This window comes from Mesorhizobium sp. B2-5-13 (assembly GCF_006440535.1).
Classification (GTDB): Bacteria; Pseudomonadota; Alphaproteobacteria; order Rhizobiales; family Rhizobiaceae; genus Mesorhizobium; species Mesorhizobium salmacidum.
On record NZ_VFUI01000002.1, the window covers coordinates 336874 to 357983 of the forward strand.

Consider the following 21110-nt stretch of genomic DNA (forward strand, 5'->3'; position numbering starts at 1 on the left):
CCCAAACATGGCGGCATCGTTGCGCCGCGGATGTTTAGTAATTTGTTTAGTGATGCAATTTTTACTAAACAAGGCAAGCGAATTCGTTGCTGCGCCGCAACATGCTGAAGCCGGTCTCTGAAAACGTTGGGAAAAGCGCCGAAGGCCCCGGTCGGACGAGCGCGGATTGTGGACGCGGAGGTTCAGTCGACCCGCTTGGTGCTCACCATCACCGTCCGGATCGGCGGCGCCGGCGGCAGCAGCGCGCGGATGTCGCCGAATGGAAACGTCGGCTCGAAGCGGAAGGCTTCGGCCAGCGAGCCTTGCGCGCCATTGCATTGGCCCGAGCGAAAAAGGTTCTGCGTCAGCGCGATATCGACGAAGCGATCGGGGTCCTGCGACTGATGCATGCGGATCGCCCTGGCCTTGATATCGGCATGGGAGGAAATATCGACATAGTGGGTCGGCGAGAACCCGGTGCCGCCCATCGTGTCGGCATGCAGCACGGGGACGCCGAACGACGCAGCGATGCGCACGCCGTCCGACAGCGCGCGATGGTCGGCGTGATAGTCGTTGGGCGCGTGCGTGATCACAAGATCCGGCCCGATTTCGCCGATCAGTGTTTTCAGCGCATCGATCAGTGCGGCGTCGGCCACAAGCCCGCCGTCGGGAAAATCGAGGAAGCGCGCCGCCGCCCCCAGCAGCGCGGCCGCGGCCATCGCTTCCTCACGGCGGACACGAGCCAGGACAGCGGGATCGCTCTTGCCGCCCCTGGCACCATCGGTGGCTACGGCAAAACTGAGTTCCGCGCCTTGCGCGGCATAGGCGGCCATCGTACCGAACATGAAGATCTCGATGTCGTCCGCATGCGCACCGAGCGCCAGTATTTTCAACTTTATCTCCCCGGAAATGAAAAACGTACCGAACGGAATCCTGCTCGCCCCGATCGCCTATGCAAGCTATTCGGGCAGCGATGCCGTTATCAAGAGCCTGGGCGGCCAATTCACGGTGTTCGAGATTGGCTTCTTTTCGACGCTGTTCGCCTGCTGCTTGGTGCGCGAGGAAGCGCGGCTGGGTACGGTGCGTTGGAATCCGTTTGCGCGAGCCCGGCTTTGACCGGCGCGACTTTCACGAGTTGCACGGCGCCCGCGACCGCTGATATGCGATCGCAATGACGACCAGACCGTTGCCGGAGCTTCCGGTATCCGCCGTGCTGCCGGAGCTGAGCGAGACGCTCGGCTTTGGCAACAGCGCCGTGCTGGTGGCACCGCCCGGTGCCGGCAAGACCACGCTGGTGCCGCTGGCGCTGCTCGATGCGCCCTGGCTGGGCGCGGGCAAGATCGTATTGCTCGAACCGCGCCGGCTTGCCGCCCGCGCCGCGGCGCGCCGCATGGCCGAATTACTGGGGGAAGAGCCCGGCGCCACGGTGGGCTATGCCATGCGTATGGAAAACCGCACCTCGGCGCGGACGAAAATCCTGGTCGTCACCGAGGGCGTGCTTGCACGCATGATTCTTGACGACCCTGAGTTGCCCGGCGTTTCGGCCGTCATTTTCGACGAATTCCACGAGCGCTCGCTCGACGGCGATTTCGGTCTCGCTCTCGCCCTCGATGTACAAGGCGCGCTGCGGCCGGATCTGCGTCTGCTGGTGATGTCGGCAACGCTCGACGGCGCACGGGTCGCGAAACTCCTGTCGGGCGCGCCGGTGATCGAAAGCGAGGGCCGTGCCTTCCCGGTCGATGTCCGCTACGACGAACGGCCGGCCGGGATGCCGATCGAGGATGCCATGGCCAAGGCAATCCGCTCCGCGCTTGCCGACGAGAGCGGCAGCGTGCTTGCCTTCCTGCCTGGCCAGCGCGAGATCGAGCGCACCGCCGAGCGGTTGGCCGGCAAGGTCGGCGCCGACACCGATATCGTCCCGCTCTATGGCCAGCTCGACGGCAAGGCGCAGGACGCGGCGATCAAGCCGGCGCCGGCGGGCCGCCGCAAGGTGGTGCTGGCGACCTCGATCGCCGAAACCTCCATCACCATCGACGGCGTGCGCGTCGTCATCGACTCCGGTCTGTCGCGGCTGCCACGCTATGAGCCGGCCAGCGGCCTGACACGGCTGGAGACTGTGCGCGTCAGCAAGGCTTCCGCCGACCAGCGCGCCGGCCGCGCCGGCCGTACGCAGGCCGGCGTCGCCAATCGGCTGTGGCGGGCTGAGCAGACGGCGGCACTTCCCGCCTTCACGCCGCCGGAAATCCTCGAGGCGGACCTATCCGGCCTCCTGCTCGACTGCGCCGCCTTCGGTGTCGCCGATCCCAGGACGCTCGCTTTCCTCGATCCGCCGCCGGCTCCCGCGCTCAATGAAGCAAGGGCGCTGTTGCGCGCACTCGATGCCATCGACGAGGCAGGCCGCTTGACGGACGCGGGCGCTTCGATGCGCAAGCTCGCTCTGCCGGTACGGCTGGCGCATATGGTCGCCGAGGCGGCGAAGGCCGGACAGGCGCAGGAAGCAGCCATGCTTGCCGTGCTGCTCACCGAGCGTGGCCTCGGCGGCGACGGTGCCGACCTCGAACGGCGGCTGATGCGCTTTCGCGGCGAGAAATCGCCGCGTGCCGCGTCGGCGCGCCAGCTTGCCGAGCGCCTGGCCAGTCAGGCAGGCGGCGCGAAGACCAGCGGAGCTGTTCCAACCGGAACCCTGCTCATCCATGCCTGGCCGGACCGCGTCGCCAAGGCGCGCGGCGAGCGCGGCCGTTTCGTGCTGGCCAATGGCTCCGGCGCCATGCTCGATGCCGCCGATCCGCTGGCGGGTGAACCCTTTCTGGTCGTCGCTGACCTGCAGGGCAAGGCGCAGAATGCCCGCATCACGGCGGCGGCGGCAATCGGCGAGGAGGACATCCGGTCGACGCTTGGCAACAAGATCGAAACGCACAGGCAGACGAGTTTCGACCGCGAGCGCCGCGCCGTGCGGGTGCGCGAAACCGAGTGCCTCGGCGCCATCACGCTCGTCGAACGCATGCTGCCGGCGCCGGCCGGCGCCGATGCCGATCGCGCCATCATCGAAGCCTTGCGCGAGCATGGGCTTTCCCTTTTGACCTGGAGCAAGGAGGCTCAGACGCTGCGCCAGCGGCTGTCCTGGCTGTACAAAGGCTTAGGCGCGCCCTGGCCGGACATGTCGGATGAAGCACTCATCGGACAACTCGACGACTGGCTGCTGCCGTTTCTGTCCGGTGCGGCATCCCTGGCCGCCATCGACCCCGGCACTGTCCCGGCCGGGCTGGCGTTGCTCGTGCCGCACGACCTGCAGCGCAAGGTCGAGACGCTGGCGCCGACCCATTTCGACGCTCCGTCGGGCAGCCACGTGCCGATCCGCTACGACGGCGAATGGCCGGTGCTGGCGGTCCGCGTCCAGGAACTTTTCGGCCTCGACCGCCATCCTTCGATCGCCAACGGTACCGTGCCTTTGACGCTCGAATTGTTGTCGCCGGCGCACCGGCCCATCCAGACGACGCGCGACCTGCCCGGCTTCTGGCGCGGCTCCTGGGCCGATGTGCGTGCCGACATGCGCGGCCGCTATCCCAAACATGTCTGGCCGGAAAACCCGCTACTCGCCGCCGCCACCGCCCGCGCCAAACCGCGAGGGACCTAGCCTTGGGGATAACGCACGCCTTGGCGATTGGCGCCCATCATTTCGTCATCCACGGGCGAAGCAAGGAGCGTAGCGACGCAGCGTAGACCCGAGGATCCATGCCGCGACATCAAGGCCACGCGACGGTGCAGAATTCTGCTCCGCTGCACGCTCCGGCTAAGGTCACGGCATGGATCCCAGGGTCTCCGCGACGGAGCTTCGCTCCTGCTTCGCCCAGGGATGACGAAGTGGGGGAGGGCTCGGGCTGACAGCGCTACTGGCGCTATTCCTCCCACGGCTGTAATCCATTGCCATGATCAACATCCTGAACACGCCCGATTTCCAGCAGAGCCAGCGACTGCGCCTCAACACGCTGATCCGGCTGCGCTGGCTGGCCATTGTCGGACAGAGCGTGACGGTGCTCGTCGTCGCTTACGGCCTGAAATTCCCGCTGCCGGTCAGCCTGTGTTTTGCCCTGATCGCCTGTTCGGCCTGGATGAACCTGTTTCTGGCCTTCCGGTTTCCGGCCGCGCACCGGCTCACTCCGTTCGCAGCCTTCGGCATCCTGATCTTCGACAGCCTGCAGCTAGCCGGGCTGCTCTATATGACCGGCGGCCTGACCAATCCGTTCTCGCTGCTGATGACCGTGCCCGTCGTCATTTCGGCAACGTCGCTGCCCCTTCGCCTCACCGCCATCCTTGGCGGGCTGGTGATGATAGCGGCGACCTTGCTGGTCTTCCGCCATCTGCCGCTGCCCTGGCCTGAGGACGCGCCGCTGGCGATGCCCTTCGTGTATGTCGCCGGCATGTGGATGGCGGTGCTGTCGTCCATCGCCTTCACCGCCATGTACGCTTTCCGGGTGGCCGCCGAAGCCCGGCTTCTGGCCAACGCGCTCGCCGCCACCGAACTGGTGCTGCAGCGCGAGCAGCACCTTTCCGCGCTCGATGGCCTGGCCGCCGCCGCCGCGCACGAACTCGGCACGCCCCTCGCCACCATCACGCTGGTCGTCAAGGAAATGGAGAAGGCGCTCGGCACCGATCCGAAATACGGGGAAGACGTGAAGCTGCTGCGCTCGCAGAGCGAGCGCTGCCGCGAAATCCTGAAGCGCCTGACCAGCCTGTCGTCCGAAGGCGAGGCGCATCTGTCCCGCCTGCCGCTGACCTCGCTGGTCGAGGAGGTCACCGCGCCACATCGCGACTTCGGCATCTCGATCAAGCTTCGTCCGGGCGAGCGGACCGGACCGGAGCCGGTCGGGCGGCGCAATCCGGGTGTCATCTACGGCCTCGGCAACCTGGTCGAGAACGCCGTCGATTTCGCCCGCAAGAGCGTCACCATACGCTGGAGCTGGGACGAGGCGATGGTCTCCTTCTCGATCACCGATGACGGCCCGGGTTTTCCGCCCGAGATCATCGACCGCATTGGCGAGCCCTATATGTCGACACGCCAGGGCAATGAAGCCGGAGGCGGCCTCGGGCTCGGCCTGTTCATCGCCAAGACATTGCTCGAACGGTCTGGCGCCACACTCGATTTTCGCAATTCGAGCGGCCTCGGCGAAGGGGCCGTGGTGCGGATTTCCTGGCCGAGGAGCGTTTTCCTGAACCCGGAAACGGCCCCGGCGACGATGTTTGACACTGCGTAATTGGACAATAGCCCCGCAAAACTATATCTGCGTAAAAATAAGGCAGCAGGAATTTTCGAGACGATGACAGGCGATGAAAACAGTGGGCCTATGGTTGAAGGCGAGGATACCTCGCTTCTGATCGTCGATGACGACAAGCCGTTCCTGACCCGTCTGGCCCGTGCCATGGAAACCAGGGGTTTCGTGGTCGAGACGGCGGAGAGCGTAGAGGAGGCCGTGGGCAAGGCCCGCGCCAATCCGCCCGCCTATGCGGTGGTCGACATGCGGTTGGGCGACGGCAATGGCCTCGACGTGGTCGCCGCCATCCGCGAGAAGCGCGAGGATTCCCGCACCATCATCCTGACCGGTTACGGCAACATCGCCACCGCGGTGACCGCGGTGAAACTCGGCGCCGTCGACTATCTGTCGAAGCCCGCCGATGCCGACGATGTCTTTGCGGCACTGACCCGCACCACCGGCGAGCGCGCCGCCCCACCGGAAAACCCGATGTCGGCCGACCGGGTGCGCTGGGAGCATATCCAGCGCGTCTACGAGATGTGCGAGCGCAATGTCTCCGAGACCGCGCGCCGGCTCAACATGCATCGCCGCACGCTGCAGCGGATCCTCGCCAAGCGAGCGCCGCGCTGAGAGACGTCGACTCCGGGCAATTGGCGTAAGGCCACCCGAGCTTCGTCATCCTCGGGTTTGCGCCGCGTCGCTGCGCTCCTTGCTACGCCTGTAGATGACTAAGCGATGTCGGTCGATTTCCCAAGCATACGATATGCCTGTGAACTCATACGAAACTAAGGCGCCTTGCATCGTCAACGGCACCTGCCATCATTGCAAACAACGTTGGCTGCCAGGCTAGGTACGGAGGCAAAATGCAGGATTTGAAGCAACGGCCGGTTTCCGTCTTCCGCGAGTTCCTGGACAGCGAGGCGGCTGGCGGCATTATCCTGATGGTGGCGGCGGCCCTTGCCCTGATCGTCGCCAATTCGCCGCTTGCCGAAACCTATTTCGCCGTTCTCCACGCCTATATCGGCCCGCTCAGTGTCTCGCACTGGGTCAATGACGGGCTGATGGCGGTGTTCTTCCTGCTCGTCGGGCTGGAGATCAAGCGCGAGATGCTGGATGGCCAGCTCTCGACCTGGCCGCGCAGGATGCTGCCTGGCATCGCCGCGGCCGGCGGCATGGTGGTGCCGGCTCTGGTCTATGTCGCCATCAACAGCAGCAATCCGGCCGCACTGTCCGGCTGGGCGATCCCGACCGCCACCGACATCGCCTTCGCCCTCGGCGTGCTGTCGCTGCTCGGCAGCCGCGTGCCGGCCTCGCTGAAGGTCTTCCTGACCGCGCTTGCCATCATCGACGACCTCGGCGCCGTCATCATCATCGCCATCTTCTACACCAGCGGTTTGTCGCTGGCCTATCTCGGCGCGGCCTTCGCCGTCATTGCCGCGCTTGTCGTGCTCAACCGCATGCGGGTGATGAGCCTGGTGCCTTATCTCATGCTTGGCGCCATCCTGTGGGTGCTGGTGCTGAAGTCCGGCGTCCATGCCACGCTGGCCGGCGTAGCACTTGCGCTCACCATTCCGCTCGAACGCTCCGCCGGGATCGGCCACGATCTCGACCGTTCGCCGCTGCACCGGCTCGAGCATGGCCTGCACAAGCTGGTGGCGTTCATCGTCGTCCCGATCTTCGGCTTTGCCAATGCCGGCGTTTCGCTTGCCGGCCTGAGTTTCGGCGCCTTGATCGAGCCGCTGACGCTGGGCGTCGCGGCCGGTCTCGTCGTCGGCAAGTTGGTCGGCGTGTTCGGCTCCTCCGCGCTCGCCATCCGCTTCGGCCTCGCCGATCTGCCGGCCCATGCCGGCTGGTCGCACATGATCGGCATCTCGCTGCTGTGCGGCATCGGCTTCACCATGAGCCTGTTCATAGGCCTGCTCGCCTTCGCCAGTGACGTGGCGCTGCAGGACGCGGTCAAGGTCGGCATTCTCGCCGGTTCCTTCATCGCCGCGCTGCTCGGCGCCGCGGTCCTGCTGATGGCGCCGGCTGCGAGTGGAGTGGAAGGGACGGAGGAGTAGCAGTTCCGGGCTGGAGCATCTGACAGTTGCGGGCGTCAATTTCAGGGCCGCGATTACTCGCTCTCCCCCTCCAGTGCCGGCACCGCGACCCCCGCGAGTTCCGCCGCCAGAAGCCGCGAAGCACCCGCACGCGCGATACGCAGCATCAGCGCCTTGCGCGTTGCCGCCGCCATGTGATGCTCCGGCGCATCGCGCAGGATTTCGGCGCCATATCCGTCGGAGAGAATGAAGCCGCATTCTTCGGGAAAGATTTCGGCCGGCACGCCCGGATGGGTGGCAAAGAAAAAACGGTCGGAATGCAGGCGATAGTCCGGCCACTTGCGGTCAACGCGAAAATCCTCGATCGAGGATTTGATCTCGATGATCCAGATATCGCCCTGCCGCGTCAGCGCCACGAGGTCGGCGCGGCGGCCGGTGGCCAGCGACAGTTCAGGCAGCACATGGGCGCCCATTTGCATCAGCAGCCGCTGCACGCCACGCCGCACCAGCATGGCGCGCTCGGACTGGCGGCCGTCGATCAGAGGGTTCAGGAGAATCGGGGAGATGATTGGCATGGCAGGCACCATGCCAGATTTTGTTCATGGTTTGAACCCGTTCGATTCTTATTAAGGCTGGCTAATTTAAAGCGACGTGATACCGGTTTCCACAGGCTACGGCTGGATAGCGCCGCCTGACTTGTCGACAAGCCGGTCGGCTTCACCACTTTGATTAGCGCTCACTAATATGCTATAGGCAAATGGTGAGGGGCTAGTTCCATGAGACAGTCGCTAAGACACATCGCATTGGCATGGCTCATTCTGCCCGGCGATGCAGACGCTCACGATTGGTATACAGGCAAGACTGATCCCGTCCTTCACTATAACTGCTGCGGAAACAAAGATTGCCACCCGATCAGTTCCGACTACGTCAGGATGACGAAAGACGGTTATTTCGTCAGGATGCCGCGCCCGGCTTACTTGAATGAGCCCCAGGAACCGGAGTGGTTTATCCCCCGAGAACGCGTCCAGACTTCGCCTGATGATCAATACCATATCTGCGAGCGATTGATGACGTTTTACCGGACGATCATTCCTCACTTGAAATTTGAGGCCTATTACCGGTTCAGATGGACGTGCTTCTTCGCGCCGCCGGGGACGGGTTCAATCCAGTCGGATTGAACCCGGCAAGGGCTTTCTGTCATTGGGTCTGTCAAATATACAATCGCCTTTTAGAAGGCGATTGTATATTTGACAAACCCATCCTCGTTCAAGCGCCGGGCCGCGGGGCCGATTTGTCTGATTTGTACGATTTCACCTACGCGGCTTGCGAGCTACTTTCACTAGGGATACGTTTCGGTTTCGCCATGGAGCATTTGCCATGCACGAACTCGATGAAACGAAAATGCTGATCCAAACCGCCAAGGACAAGCATGCCAACTGGCTTGTCGACAAAACCGGAATCACCCTCAGCCAAGCACGCGAGCTTATCGATTTGCTTGGCGTTGGCAGTTTGCCATCGCTGGTGCGCGAAGCTCTCTTGCTGGCGAAAAAGTAGCCGAAGGCTGTTTGGTCCGTTTGCTGGATAAGACCGGAATTTTGTACGCATTCGGACATGCCATTGCGACAGGTCCGCTTAGGAACATGCTCAACCTTCACCGGCTCGTGCCCTCAAAAGCCGGCGTACGGCCCGGCCTGCGGGATCCTGTGTCACACGATGAGCAGGCCGGGCTGTTGTCCTTTGTGCGTGGTGCCTGATGACTGACAATTTTGGTCACGCCTTCGAGATGGCCATGATCCTCGTCATGGCCCTTGCGGCGATTGGGATCATCCTAGTTGTCATGGGAATCTTCTGAAGGACGCTATTTCCCGGAGCCATCGGGAGCTATCTGAAAAAGCCCCGGCGCTTGGGCCTGCACCGGGGCTTTCGACACGTACGAGCTACATCAGCATGTCCGCTTATGAGCATGTGCTGATATGGTGAAGAAAGGGTGAATAGCCGTCTAATCTTCGCCTTGATCCCGCTTCCGACGCACCAGTTCCTTTGTCTGTTCCTGGGTCAGCTTCAGTGCATGCGCGATCTTCTTTACGATAGCCTCAAAGGCTGCGTCGGACTGGTCGGCTTTCAGTTCGCGCGCGGCTTCTCTAAACTTGTCGATCTGCGGCTGCGACGGTTTCTCAGGCGTCTGTGGCGGGCTTTTTATTGGGTTTGAACAGGGCTGGGTTGGCGCACCCTTCGTATCAAGGCAAGGAGGAGACGCTGTGAGCCATCCTCCTCGCTTTGGGATAGTGTGGGGGGCGATGACGCAAGGTTAGGGGTGCCTAGTTCCCCGCCGCTTAAAATCACCTTCGACAAGCAGAACGATAAATACTCCGACCACGGCAGACATTGCGGCACTTTCTATGATGCTGCGCGGATCGTCACCGTTGAAAATCATGTACACGATATGGCCGAGAAAGACGCCAACCGCCCCTCCGCGTCCATAGCCTAAAATCCTCTGGTCCATGACGCGCACCATATCAGCACGTCCTCAATTCGCCATCGGTCTATCAACTATAGGCTTTTAGGCGGCGATTATCTGGTAGCCAAACCAAAAGCGAAATTGGAAGACATTCAGGACAGACCGGCAACCCAGCAAACCCGAAGAACCACTACCGCTGCCAGAAGCCACGGTGCACCGAGACCAGCTCGTCCGCAATTTCGGGGAAGGGGCCGTGAACCTCGATCTTCTTCTGTCCAGAGCCGAGCACAACGCGCGAGGACAGGTTCATCGTCGGGTTTTCGGGATGGTCGCTAGTCAGCGCGAGAAGCTCGATCTCCTCGAAGCCATAGACCAGCCGGCCAATATTCGCCCAGTAGAGCGTTCCGGTGCACATCGCACAGGGCTCGCCGGTTGAGACCAGCGTACATGTCCACAGAAACTCAGGCGAATAGGCTGCCGCCGCGCGCCGTGCAAGTTCGGTCTCGGCGTGATGAATGGTATCGATATTGCCTTGGCGCATGAGGATCGCGTCGTCGGGGCCGACCAGCACGGCACCGAACGGATGATGGCCGTGCGCGGCAGCCTCGCGAGCGACCGCATCGGCGGCGCGAAGGTAGGCGAGCATCTGGTCGCGGGTCATGCGCTCTCTCCGGCTTATACGTTACGTTCATATTAGAGCGTGCAATATACTACACGAACCAATGCTGGCGGCCTTCACGGAAGTGTGCAAGGCCACTCGCACCGTCGACAATCACAGGGGCAAGACGGGGCTTTCGAAGATGCGGGCTGCATCTGGTTTGCCGTCTTTCGCCGCCTTCGCCCAGGCCACCTTCCTCAATACGAGGTCTATCGCTCCTGCGATGGGGTTTGTCGCTGACTCACGCCGCCCCCGCCATATCATCCAGGATCGGGCAGTCCGGCCGCTCGTCGCCATGGCAGGCGTGAACGAGCTTCTGCAGCGTCGAGCGCATCGATTGCAGCTCGCGCACCTTCTCCTCGATGGCCATGACATGGGCGGCGGCGATCGCGCGCACGTCCTGGCTGGCGCGGCCACGATCCCTGTAGAGCGCCATCAGCTGGCGGCAATCGTCTATGGAAAAGCCGAGATTGCGCGCGCGGCGCAGGAAGGCCAGCCGATGGATGTCGTCGCCCGAATAGTCGCGGTAGCCATTGGCGGCGCGCGCGGGCGCGATCAGGCCGATTTCCTCGTAGTAGCGGATGGTCTTGGCCGGCAGGCCTGAGCGGTGGGCGGCGTCGCCGACATTCATGGCGGGTCCTCGATTTTGCGGGCCTGCGATTCAGGCCCATTGAATTTCCTTGACAATCCGGCGAGGTATGTTGCCGAAATGCCATAGTGATACGCATACCAGCATGTAAGTCCCCGCATATAGGCATCGTGTGCTTGGCAAGCAAAGCAAATGCCAGCATGAATGATGATGAGAAAGCGGCCGACTCGTGCCGCTCTGGTTTAGGCGGGGCACCGGATCACCACATGCGCATGAAGTCGCTTGCAATAATCGCCGCACTGGCGCTGTCCACCGCTATTGCCGGTTGCAGCACCATCGGCGGGCAGATCTTCTCCAACGACTACGGCGCGGTGACCGATGCCGGTTACCAGCTGCCGCGGATCCCGATCGAGAAAGTGCCTTCGAAGTACCATCGCCAGGAAGTCAACTACGACACCAAGGAAAAGCCGGGCACCATCATCGTCGATACGCAGAACAAGTTCCTGTACTTCGTCGAGGGCGGCGGCCGGGCCATCCGCTACGGTATCGGCGTCGGCCGCGAAGGCTTTGAATGGCACGGCACCGCCCATATCGCCATCAAGCGCGAATGGCCGACCTGGACACCGCCCTCGCAGATGATCAAGCGCCAGCCCGAACTCGCCAAGTTCGCCGGCGGCATGGATCCGGGCCTGAAGAACCCGCTTGGCGCGCGCGCCATGTACCTGTTCAACAAGGGCGGTGACATGGGCTACCGCCTGCACGGCAGCCCCGAATGGAACTCGATCGGCAAGGCGATGTCGTCGGGCTGCATCCGGCTGATGAACCAGGATGTCATCGACCTCTACGACCGCGCCGAGGTCGGCGCCAAGGTCATCGTTCTTTAGGCCATGATGCCGGAAAGCCCCGCTTTTTCGGCACATCGTGGTTAAACTGGAAGTCGCCTTTCATACGCGGACCGTCTAGGCAACAACGGACGTCCCAAACAGAAAACCGGGCAATTCGGCCCGGTTTTTTGTTGTCTGTCGGCAGGGAACTGGCGGTTAGGAGACCTGTTCGACCTGCTGCACTTCCGGCACGAAATGGCGAAGCAGGTTCTGGATGCCGTGCTTCAGCGTCGCCGTCGACGACGGGCAACCGGCGCAGGCGCCTTTCATGTGCAGGAACACGGTGCCGTTCTCGAAGCCGCGGAAGGTGATGTCGCCGCCGTCCTGGGCGACCGCCGGGCGCACGCGCGTGTCGAGCAACTCCTTGATGGTGATGACGAGCTCCTCGTCGGCCTTGGCGTAGAATTCGCCCGTCTGGCTGGTCTCGGCGGCGGGGCCCGCCTTGGCCATGACAGGCGCGCCGGACATGAAGTGCTCCATGATGGCGCCGAGGATTGCCGGCTTCAGGTGCTGCCAGTCCGGGCCGTCCTTGGACACGGTGATGAAATCATAGCCGAAGAACACGCCGGTGACGCCGGGGATTTCGAACAGCCGGCCAGCCAGCGGCGAGGCCGTCGCCGCACTGTCAGCATCGCGGAAATCGGCGGTACCTTCGAGCAGCACTTCCTTGCCGGGCAGGAATTTCAGCGTCGCCGGATTGGGCGTCGACTCGGTCTGGATGAACATAGCCGTCTCCATGCCCGTTTTGGGCAACTAGTTTGGAATAGTTCTAAATAGGCTCTATCGGCTGGACATTCAAGCGAAACGCGTCGCCGGAACGGCTGGCTGGCGGAATGTTTTTGCTGGCTGGGGAACTGGATCCCGGGCGGGCCTCAGGCGAGGCTGTCGATCTCCTCATCCGACAGGTTCTGCGGCACCACGGTCACCGGGATCGGAAAGGCCGCACCCTTGCCGGCCACGGCACCGACCAGCGGTCCGGGACCTTCCTTGCCGGCGCCGGCCGCCAGCACCAGGATGGCGATATCCTGGTCTTCCTCGATCAGTTTATGGATCTCTTCCGTAGGCTTGCCTTCGCGCACGACCATCTCCGGTTCGATGCCGAGCTTCTGGCGCACCTTGTTGGCGTAGCCGTCGAGCGCCGCGCGCGCCGTGGCGTTCGCCTCCTCGCGCATGATCTTCTCGACGCCCAGCCAGTGCTGGAAATCGTCCGGTACGATGACGTAGAGCAGCACCAGCGTGCCGCTGGTGCTCTGCGCCCGCTTCGAGGCGTAGGCGACGGCGCGTTCGCATTCCGGCGTGTCATCGATGATCGTCAGGAATTTCCTGCGATGACCGGCTTCGCGGCTGAGACGTTTGGAGACCATGTCTACCTACTCGGTAAATTTTCGGCCGCAATCTGCCACTGCGGCAGGCCGGCGGCAAGCCGTCGGCCACAGGCCAGTATGTCTTGGCCGGTATGAGGCGGCGCGTTGACGATCGGGCTCAGCCCTGCAGCAGCCCGACAATGTCGCGCACCGTCTTCATTGTCGTCTCGGCAAGCACGCCGGCGCGTTCGCCGCCGTCCCTGAGCACGGCGTCGACATAGGCCCGGTCGCCCTGGATGCGGCGCATCTCGCCGGCGATCGGCGCCAGCTTCTCCACCGCGAGATCGGCCAGCGCCGGCTTGAAGACGGAGAATTGCTGGCCGCCGAATTGCTTCAGCACATCGGCCTTCGACATCTCAGCGAGACCCGCATAGATGCCGACCAGGTTCTCCGCCTCGGGCCGGCTTTCCAGCCCGTCGACCTCGCTCGGCAGGGCCTCCGGGTCGGTCTTGGCCTTGCGGATTTTTTTCGAGATGGTGTCAGCATCGTCGGTCAGGTTGATGCGCGACAGGTCCGATGGGTCGGACTTCGACATTTTCTTCGATCCGTCGCGCAGGCTCATGATGCGCGCCGCCGGCCCGCCGATGACCGGTTCGGTGATTGGGAAGAAGCCGTTCACCGTCTCCTCACCGACCTGCATCTCGACGCCGACGCCAAGACGGGCAATGCGGGCGGAGAAATCGTTGTTGAATTTCTGGGCGATGTCGCGGGTCAGTTCCAGGTGCTGCTTCTGGTCCTCGCCCACCGGCACGTGGGTGGCGCGGTAGAGCAGGATGTCGGCCGCCATCAGCGAGGGATAGGCGAGCAGGCCCAGCGAGGCATTCTCGCGGTCCTTGCCAGCCTTGTCCTTGAACTGCGTCATCTTGTTCATCCAGCCGATGCGCGCGACGCAATTGAAGATCCAGGCAAGCTCCGCATGCTGCATCACCCGCGACTGGTTGAAGACGATGTGCTTCTTCGGATCGATGCCGGAGGCGAGGAACGCCGCGGTGATCGACCGCGTCTGGTCGGCAAGATCGTCATAGACGAGCTGGGCGGTCAGCGAATGCAGGTCGACGACGCAATAGATGCAGTCGGACGTATCCTGCAGGGCGACGAATTTCTTGATGGCGCCGAGATAGTTGCCGAGATGCAGATTGCCGGTCGGCTGGACACCGGAGAAGACGAGTGGCTTGAAGGCGGACATGGTTTCCTCATGGCTTGTGGAGGGCCGTATAAGCGTGATTCCGAAAAGTTGCAGACTTTTCGGAGCCAATTACGCGGCTGGAAACCGCGCGCGGCGAAAGCCTTGCGACGGCGCGCTTATGGACGAGAGTGGGGAGAGGATCAAGAGGCGTGAGATCGCTCCGCGACCATGTTGAATTATTTTTGTAGTGTGCTACGTATCAATAACTATACAAATGAATATAGGTACTGCGATGACCATCAACATCAACAACAAGGAGGCGGACAGCTTGACGCGCGCCTTCGCCAAGGTCGAGGGAGTCGGCCTCACCGAGGCGATCGTCATCGCCATGCGCGAAGCCCTGGAGCGTCGGCGTAACCGAGAGACACCTCTTGAGACGGCTGCACGACTCCGTGCCGAATTCGGGATCGAGCTGAGCGAGCAGGCACGCAATCCGCTGCCGCGCTCGGTCTACGACGAATTGTCCGGCGAAGACTGATGTTCGTCGACGCAGCCGCTATCGTCGCGATGCTGAGCCAAGAGGCCGAAGCTCCACGCTGCTCGCAAGCGATCATGGAGGCGCCGGCTCCTTTCACGTCGGCGATCGCCGTCTGGGAAGCCTCGATGGCGCTTTCGCGATCAGAAAAATTGGCAGTGCCCGTCGAAGTAAGCCTGAGGATAGTCAGTCGTTTTCTTGAAGAGCGAGCTATAGCCTTGCGGGAGCTTCCGCCTGCCTCCGAGGCAACGTCATTGTCCATCGAGGCTGCGTCGCGGTTTCGCAACAACGCCATTCGCCTGAATTTGGCGGACTGTTTCCACTACGCTTGCGCGCGCTACTACGCCGTTTCGATACTTTCGACGGCAGACGAATTCCGGCTTACGGATCTGGAGACTGTTCCTTAGTCGCTGGCGATCCCCTGCGCCCGACATTGCGCCGGATCATACTGAAATCGGCACCGCCGGTGACGAACGCGGTGACGAAATAGAGCGTAGCTCCGCCCGCCACCAGCGCGAGTACCGTCGTCGCCTTGATGACCAGCGGCGAGCCGGGTCCGAGCCTGATGGCGAAATAATGCTCGGCGAAATAGAGGGCGACCCCCATTACCACCGCCGACAGCACCAGCCGCGGAATGCGCTTCAAGAGCGGCACGTCGCGGCCCCAATGGCCGCGCCGGATCAGCACGGCAAGCAGCATCAGCGCGTTGACCCAGCCGGCGACGGCCGAAGCCACGGCAATACCGGGTGCGCCCATCCTCGGGAACAGCGTCAGCGCCGTGGCGACGTTCACCGCCACGGAGATTGCGGCGAAGATCATCGGCGTGCGCGTGTCTTCGCGGGCGAAATAGCCTGGGGTGAAGGCCTTGATCAGCACGAAGGCCGGCAGGCCGAGACCGAAGATCGCCAGGATCGCCGCCACGACAGGCGTTGAATGGTTGGCGGCGAACGCGCCGCGCTCATAGACCAGCCGTACGATCGGTTCCGACATGACCCAGAGTGCCGCCGCCGCCGGCAAGGTCATGAACAGGGTGAATTCGACGGAGCGGTTCTGCAGATTGGCGGCCTCGATCAGGTTGCCTGACTTCAGCGCCCGCGACAGTTCGGGCAACAGCACGATCGCCACCGCGACGCCGACGACACCGAGCGGCAACTGGTAGACGCGGTCGGCATAGGCCAGCGAGGAGACGGCACTGTCCTGCGCCGAGGCGATGGCCGTTCCGATCAGCTGGTTGATTTGGGTGATGCCGCCGGTGATCGCCGCCGGCAGCGCCAGGATCAGGAGCCGCTTCACGTTCGGCGTCATCTTCGGCCGGCGGAAGCCGATCGAGATGCCGGCATTGCGCACCGCCACCCAGACGATGGCAAGCTGCACCACGCCCGCCGCCAGCACGCCCCAGGACAGGGCGAAGCCGACAGCATGTGCATCCAGTCCATGGTACCAGGCGTAGCCAAGCACGCTAATCAGGATGATGTTGAGGAAAGCCGGCGCGATCGCCGCCGCGAAATAGCGCCGCAGTGAGTTCAGCATGCCCGCCATCATGGCTGCGAGCGACATGCAGATCAGATACGGGAACATGATCGTCGCAAGCGTGACGGTCGTCTCGAACTTGCCCGGCGTGTCGGCAAAGCCCGGCGCCACCAGATAGCGCACGATCAGCGGCATCGCCAGTTCCATGGCAACGGTCAGCGCCAGGAGCGCGGTGAACAGGACACCGAACACCTCTTCCGAGAAACGCTTGGCGCCCTCGGTGCCGTGCGTCTCGATCTCCTTGGCGAACAGCGGCACGAAGGCGGCATTGAAAGCGCCCTCCGCGAACAGCCGGCGAAACGTGTTGGGAAACTGGAAGGCGGCATTGAAGGCGTCCGCGACCGGTCCGGTGCCGAGTGCGGCTGCCATCAGCATCTCGCGGCCGAAACCGAGCGCACGGCTCATCAACGTGCCGGAAGCGACGGTAGCAAATTTCTTGACGAGACTCATGCGTTCGCAAACTACCTGTGGGACTGGGAGAAGGGGATGATGGCCGTCACTCGGCGGCTGCCTTGGACCTGCCGCCGCGTTCCGGCACGATGCCTTCGAGCGTCGCGATCAGCCGGTTGCGGATAGTGGCGATGCGGGCTGGGTTGTCGATCTTCTGGCCGGTGAGGTCGGTGACGTAGAAGGTGTCGATGACCTTCTCGCCGAAAGTGGTGATATGCGCCGAGGCAATGTCGAGCGACAGGTCGGACAGCGTCCCGGTGATCTCCGACAAAAGGCCAGGGCGGTCGAGCCCTTCGACCTCGATGACCGAAAACCGGTTCGACAGCGCGTTGCGGATTTCGGCGCGCGGCGGGATCTTGAACACCTTGGATCCGCGCCTTGGCTTGGTGCGTTTCTCGATCATCTCCGGCAGCCAGCTCTTGCCCGACAGCACGTCCTCGATCAGCCGGCCGACGCGCTCGGCGCGCCGGCGCTCGTCCTCGTCGCGATCGAACTCCCTCGATATCAGGATCGTGTCCAGAGCGCGGCCATCCGATGTCGTGAAGATCTGCGCGTCGACGATGTTGCCGCCGGCCCCGGCGCATGCCCCGGCAATGACCGAGAGAAGACGGGGATGGTCCTGCGCCAGCACGGTGATTTCGGTCACTGCCTCGAACTGATGGGTCTTGACCATGGTGGCGAGCTTATTGCCAGCCGCGTCCGTCTCGCGAATGAATTCGGCGTGGCGGAGCTGGTCCGGCAGGTCCACGGTCAGGAGATAGTTTTCATAATGCAGCCTGACATAGCGCTTGCGCGCCTTGTCGGGCCAGTCGGCGAGCGCCTCCGCCAGGCGTTCGCGCGCTGCCGCCGTGCGTTGGGCGCGCGAGACTTCCGAAAAGCCGCCGGTCAGCAGCAGTTCGGTCTCGTAGTAGAGCGTACGCAGCAACTGGCCCTTCCAGCCATTCCACACGCCCGGTCCGACGCCCCTGATGTCGCAGACGGTCAGGATCAACAGCATCTTCAGCCGCTCGACCGACTGCACGATCGAGGCGAAGTCCTCGATCGTCTTGCGGTCGTTGAGGTCGCGGGTCTGCGCCGTCATCGACATGACGAGGTGGTTCTCGACCAGCCAGGCGACGGTTTCCGTATCGGCCGGCGAAAGCCCCATATGCGGGCAGATCCGCCTCGCGATCCTGGCGCCGGCCTCGGAATGGTCTTCAGGCCTGCCCTTGGCGATATCGTGCAGCAGCACGGCGACATAGAGCGCCTCGCGGCTCTTCTTCAGGCCCGGCATCAGCGAATGCGACAGCGGATGCACCTTCTCGCCGTCGCCGCGCTCGATCTCGGCCAGCACGCCGATGCAGCGGATCAGGTGCTCGTCGATCGTGTAGTGGTGGTACATCGAGAACTGCATCATGGCGACGATCTTGCCGAAATCCGGGATCAGCCGGCCCAGCAGCCCCGCCTCGTTCATGCGCCGCAGGTTGAGTTCGGCGTTGCGGTCCGAGGTCAGTATATCGAGGAACAGCCGGTTGGCTTCCTCGTCGCGCCTGAGCGACTTGTTGACCAGGCCGAGCGAACGAGTGAGCAGTTTCAGCGCATCGGGATGGAATTCCAGCCCGTGCTTGTCGGCGAACCAGAACAGCCTGAGAAGATTGACCGGGTCGCGCTCGAAGACGCCGTCGTCGGCGATGTTGATGCGATGGTTGTCGACGATGAAGTCGGACGTGCCGGCAAGCTTGCGCTTACGGCGCTGGAAGGTGAGGAAGATGCGGTTGAAGCCGGGAACGTGCTTGGCCTGCTCTTCCTCCAGCGCGGCGCAGAAGATGCGGGTCAGGTCGCCGACATCCTTGGCGACGAGGAAATAGTGCTTCATGAAGCGTTCGACAGCCGACAGGCCGGGATGGGTCGTATAGCCGAGCCGTTCGGCGATCTCGCGCTGGATGTCGAAATGCAGCCGCTCCTCGGCCTTCCCCATGAGGAAATGCATGTGGCAGCGCACCGCCCACAGGAAATCCTCGGCCTTCTGAAACTCACGATACTCGGCCTCGGTAAAGACGCCTTTCTCGACCAGTTCCTCGCCGGTGCGCACGCGGTAAAAATACTTGCCGATCCAGAACAGCGTCTGCAGATCGCGCAACCCACCCTTGCCGTCCTTGACGTTGGGTTCGACCAGATAGCGGCTTTCGCCGGCCTTGGCATGGCGCTCGTCGCGTTCGGCGAGCTTGGCCTGCACATATTCCGGGCCGGTCGTGCGCACCACCTCATGGTCGAAGCGCAGCATCAGCTCGTCATAGAGTTTGCGCTCGCCCCACAGGAAACGGGCTTCCAGGATCGAGGTGCGGATGGTGATGTCGGTGCGCGACAGCCTGAGGCACTCATCGATGTTGCGGGTGGCATGGCCGACCTTCAGCCCCATGTCCCACAGCATGTAGAGCATGTACTCGACTGTTTGTTCGCCCCACGGCGTCTGCTTGTAGGGCAGCAGGAACAGGAGGTCGATGTCGGATCCCGGCGCCAGCGTGCCGCGGCCATAGCCTCCGACGGCAACGACCGCCATGCGTTCGGCCGAGGACCGGTTCTTCACCCGGTATACATGCGTCGCGGCAAAGTCGTAGAGCGCACAGATCAGCTCGTCCATCAGGTGCGACAGCCGTTCGGCGCAAGCGTTGCCGCCGCCATCTTGCCTCAGCATGGCCTCGGCTGTCTTGCGGCCCTCGGCGAGGCGCCCCTTGAGAAGCTGAAGAACGGCAGCACGGATGGCTTGGCTGGAACCGTCGCCGGCACTGGCCGCGGTCAGCGCGGTCATCTCGCGGCGCAAAGCGTCGCCGTCGATCAATTCATCGAGCTTCAGGGAAATTTTCGCCATGGATACCGGTTGGCCCTGCCTTTTGGGCGGCGTCTATAGCGTGTTTTCGTGGCGCTGGGTATGGGCCTGCTGTCGATCCGGCAAACGCTCTAGTCGTTTGCCTCGACTGGAGCGAGCGGTACGACAATCTGCCGCCGCAGCCTGCAGAGATCGGTGATCTGCCGCGCTGCCCGCCGGGCCTCCCTGCGTATCCGCGCGAGAGCCGGCATCCTGTGTCCGCCGGCGAGCCCGCTTGCGACCCACTCGGCCTCCCGTCCCGGTTCAACCAGGCTCGGCAACCTGTTGCCCACGAACTGCTCCTGCGCACAGAGCGCCGGGACCAGCTGGTAGATCGTCTTGCCGCCCGACGTAGCGAACGCAGGGTCGAAGATGAGACTGTCCACCGCCACGTTGACGTCGGCGGTCGCCTCGAGAAGAGCACGTGCCATTTGCCGGGAGAGCAGGTAACCGCCAGTTCCGATGTGGTTCTTGCGGAGCCTGAACAGCGAAAAACCGCCGCCGACGGAAAACCTCTCCCTCTGGATCACGGTTGTGTGGAAGAATGTCTCGAGCTTGACGACATCGGCATCGGCCGGAATCCAGCTAGTATCGGCAAGCAGCGCACCGGCTTTCGCGGAAAACACCATGTCGTCCTCGAAGACGGCGCCATAGGGCGCGTCGTCTTGCGCGATAATGGTCCAGCAGGCGCGATGGCTGTGCAGGCATGCGATCTCGCTGCCGGACAGGCGCCGCACCGCATACAGTGGATGCTGGCGCTGCAGCATGAGCTCCGGATGGTCCCTTGCATCGATTGCGGCAACCCGCTCGAATCCGAGGCCGATGCGCGAAAACTCCGCCGTCGTATGGGCAAGCCGGTCGGGAGATCGATCGAGGTTGATGACCAGGCGCTTCATTCTTCAACAAAATTTATTTTTTCTTAGGATGGCAGGCAAGCAACGGATCGGCATTTGCTGAAAAAACCACGTCGTCCTCGAAGATGGCGCCGTAGGGGGCCTCTTCCTGCGCCAGGATCGCCCAGCAGAGGCGGTGGCTGTGCAGGCAAGCAATCTCGCTGCCCAACAAACGCCGGGGGGCATACATCGGATGTTGCGGTTGCTGCCCGAGTTCGGGGTGGCTGCGTGCACCGATCGCCGCAACGCGTTGGAACGCGGTGCCAATCCGGGCGAACTCTGCACTTAAGTGAGCAAGTCGGTCCGGGGACCGATGGAGATTTATGACCAGGCACTTCATTGTCGACCGAAATCTAGCGGGATGAATGGGATGCGGAGAATATTAGCAAGAAAAGTTTTAGCACGAGCTCGGCCTTTGTGCAGGGGGTCGATCGATTTCACGGGGCTTGAAATGCGGAAAACCAAAACGGCCCTTGACCTTCCAGTTACTGGAAGCACTACCTCGGGTTTT

18 protein-coding genes and 2 pseudogenes are annotated in these 21110 nt (G+C 62.9%); 9 read left to right on the top strand and 11 right to left on the bottom strand.

The annotated features are described in order from the left end of the window. Positions 1–182 precede the first annotated feature (182 nt). Positions 183–872 carry a PIG-L deacetylase family protein gene (locus FJ434_RS04900; RefSeq protein WP_140716482.1) on the bottom strand — a complete coding sequence of 230 codons (690 nt, stop codon included), beginning with the start codon at positions 870–872 and terminating at the stop codon, positions 183–185. A 16-nt stretch (positions 873–888) separates the two neighbouring features. On the opposite strand from FJ434_RS04900, the pseudogene FJ434_RS30565 reads away from it, so the two are divergent. From FJ434_RS30565 to nhaA, 5 genes and pseudogenes are all read left to right on the top strand, one after another. After that, positions 889–1023, top strand: a pseudogene (locus tag FJ434_RS30565) (EamA/RhaT family transporter); the annotation flags it as partial. Positions 1024–1150: 127 nt separating this feature from the next. Further along, positions 1151–3613, top strand: a complete 2463-nt coding sequence (gene hrpB, locus FJ434_RS04910; RefSeq protein ID WP_140746206.1) for an ATP-dependent helicase HrpB — start codon at positions 1151–1153, stop codon at positions 3611–3613. A 292-nt stretch (positions 3614–3905) separates the two neighbouring features. Then, positions 3906–5231: an ActS/PrrB/RegB family redox-sensitive histidine kinase gene (locus FJ434_RS04915; RefSeq protein ID WP_181165861.1), complete on the top strand. Its 1326-nt coding sequence runs from the start codon at positions 3906–3908 to the stop codon at positions 5229–5231. Between the two features lie 63 nt (positions 5232–5294). Beyond that, positions 5295–5858 (top strand): ActR/PrrA/RegA family redox response regulator transcription factor, encoded by a 564-nt coding sequence (locus FJ434_RS04920; RefSeq protein ID WP_015314185.1) that lies wholly within the window; start codon positions 5295–5297, stop codon positions 5856–5858. 233 nt (positions 5859–6091) lie between these two features. Then, positions 6092–7288 (top strand): Na+/H+ antiporter NhaA, encoded by a 1197-nt coding sequence (nhaA, locus tag FJ434_RS04925; RefSeq protein WP_140716486.1) that lies wholly within the window; start codon positions 6092–6094, stop codon positions 7286–7288. Between the two features lie 53 nt (positions 7289–7341). Here the strand turns inward: nhaA and FJ434_RS04930 are convergent, their stop codons facing one another. Further along, positions 7342–7842 carry an MmcB family DNA repair protein gene (locus FJ434_RS04930; RefSeq protein ID WP_181165862.1) on the bottom strand — a complete coding sequence of 167 codons (501 nt, stop codon included), beginning with the start codon at positions 7840–7842 and terminating at the stop codon, positions 7342–7344. A gap of 802 nt (positions 7843–8644) precedes the next feature. Between FJ434_RS04930 and FJ434_RS29670 the strand changes: the two genes are divergently transcribed. Then, the gene (locus FJ434_RS29670; protein WP_181165863.1) at positions 8645–8821 is read left to right on the top strand and encodes a hypothetical protein; all 177 of its coding nucleotides are present in this window, start codon (positions 8645–8647) and stop codon (positions 8819–8821) included. A gap of 1094 nt (positions 8822–9915) precedes the next feature. On the opposite strand, the gene FJ434_RS04940 is transcribed toward FJ434_RS29670, so the two are convergent. Further along, positions 9916–10386 carry a nucleoside deaminase gene (locus tag FJ434_RS04940; RefSeq protein ID WP_140509102.1) on the bottom strand — a complete coding sequence of 157 codons (471 nt, stop codon included), beginning with the start codon at positions 10384–10386 and terminating at the stop codon, positions 9916–9918. A 238-nt stretch (positions 10387–10624) separates the two neighbouring features. Beyond that, positions 10625–11014 carry a Cu(I)-responsive transcriptional regulator gene (cueR, locus tag FJ434_RS04945; RefSeq protein ID WP_140509104.1) on the bottom strand — a complete coding sequence of 130 codons (390 nt, stop codon included), beginning with the start codon at positions 11012–11014 and terminating at the stop codon, positions 10625–10627. 224 nt (positions 11015–11238) lie between these two features. On the opposite strand from cueR, the gene FJ434_RS04950 reads away from it, so the two are divergent. Then, the gene (locus FJ434_RS04950; RefSeq protein ID WP_027142903.1) at positions 11239–11856 is read left to right on the top strand and encodes a L,D-transpeptidase; all 618 of its coding nucleotides are present in this window, start codon (positions 11239–11241) and stop codon (positions 11854–11856) included. 156 nt (positions 11857–12012) lie between these two features. Here the strand turns inward: FJ434_RS04950 and FJ434_RS04955 are convergent, their stop codons facing one another. The 3 genes from FJ434_RS04955 to trpS all read right to left on the bottom strand — a co-directional run bounded on the left by FJ434_RS04955 (position 12013) and on the right by trpS (position 14406). Further along, positions 12013–12582, bottom strand: a complete 570-nt coding sequence (locus tag FJ434_RS04955; RefSeq protein WP_140509106.1) for a NifU family protein — start codon at positions 12580–12582, stop codon at positions 12013–12015. Between the two features lie 146 nt (positions 12583–12728). Continuing rightward, a complete protein-coding gene (locus tag FJ434_RS04960) occupies positions 12729–13220 on the bottom strand; it encodes a universal stress protein (protein WP_010913128.1) in 492 nt (163 codons plus the stop codon). 118 nt (positions 13221–13338) lie between these two features. Next, entirely contained in the window at positions 13339–14406 is a 1068-nt protein-coding gene (gene trpS, locus FJ434_RS04965; protein WP_140746209.1) for a tryptophan--tRNA ligase, read from the bottom strand. 232 nt (positions 14407–14638) lie between these two features. Between trpS and FJ434_RS04970 the strand changes: the two genes are divergently transcribed. Further along, positions 14639–14884 carry a type II toxin-antitoxin system VapB family antitoxin gene (locus FJ434_RS04970; RefSeq protein ID WP_140509110.1) on the top strand — a complete coding sequence of 82 codons (246 nt, stop codon included), beginning with the start codon at positions 14639–14641 and terminating at the stop codon, positions 14882–14884. Then, on the top strand, positions 14884–15288 hold the full coding sequence (locus FJ434_RS04975) for a type II toxin-antitoxin system VapC family toxin (RefSeq protein WP_140509111.1): 405 nt from the start codon (positions 14884–14886) through the stop codon (positions 15286–15288). The genes FJ434_RS04970 and FJ434_RS04975 overlap by 1 nt, the downstream gene beginning before the upstream one ends. Here the strand turns inward: FJ434_RS04975 and murJ are convergent. From murJ to FJ434_RS04995, 4 genes and pseudogenes are all read right to left on the bottom strand, one after another. Beyond that, entirely contained in the window at positions 15263–16861 is a 1599-nt protein-coding gene (murJ, locus tag FJ434_RS04980; protein ID WP_140746212.1) for a murein biosynthesis integral membrane protein MurJ, read from the bottom strand. The two genes, FJ434_RS04975 and murJ, sit on opposite strands and share 26 nt — an antisense overlap. 46 nt (positions 16862–16907) lie before the next feature. After that, the gene (locus FJ434_RS04985) at positions 16908–19709 is read right to left on the bottom strand and encodes a [protein-PII] uridylyltransferase (protein WP_140746215.1); all 2802 of its coding nucleotides are present in this window, start codon (positions 19707–19709) and stop codon (positions 16908–16910) included. Positions 19710–19798: 89 nt separating this feature from the next. Continuing rightward, positions 19799–20602 carry a glycosyltransferase family 25 protein gene (locus FJ434_RS04990; protein ID WP_140746218.1) on the bottom strand — a complete coding sequence of 268 codons (804 nt, stop codon included), beginning with the start codon at positions 20600–20602 and terminating at the stop codon, positions 19799–19801. Between the two features lie 34 nt (positions 20603–20636). Further along, positions 20637–20939: pseudogene (locus tag FJ434_RS04995) on the bottom strand (glycosyltransferase family 25 protein); the annotation flags it as partial. Positions 20940–21110: the final 171 nt, after the last annotated feature.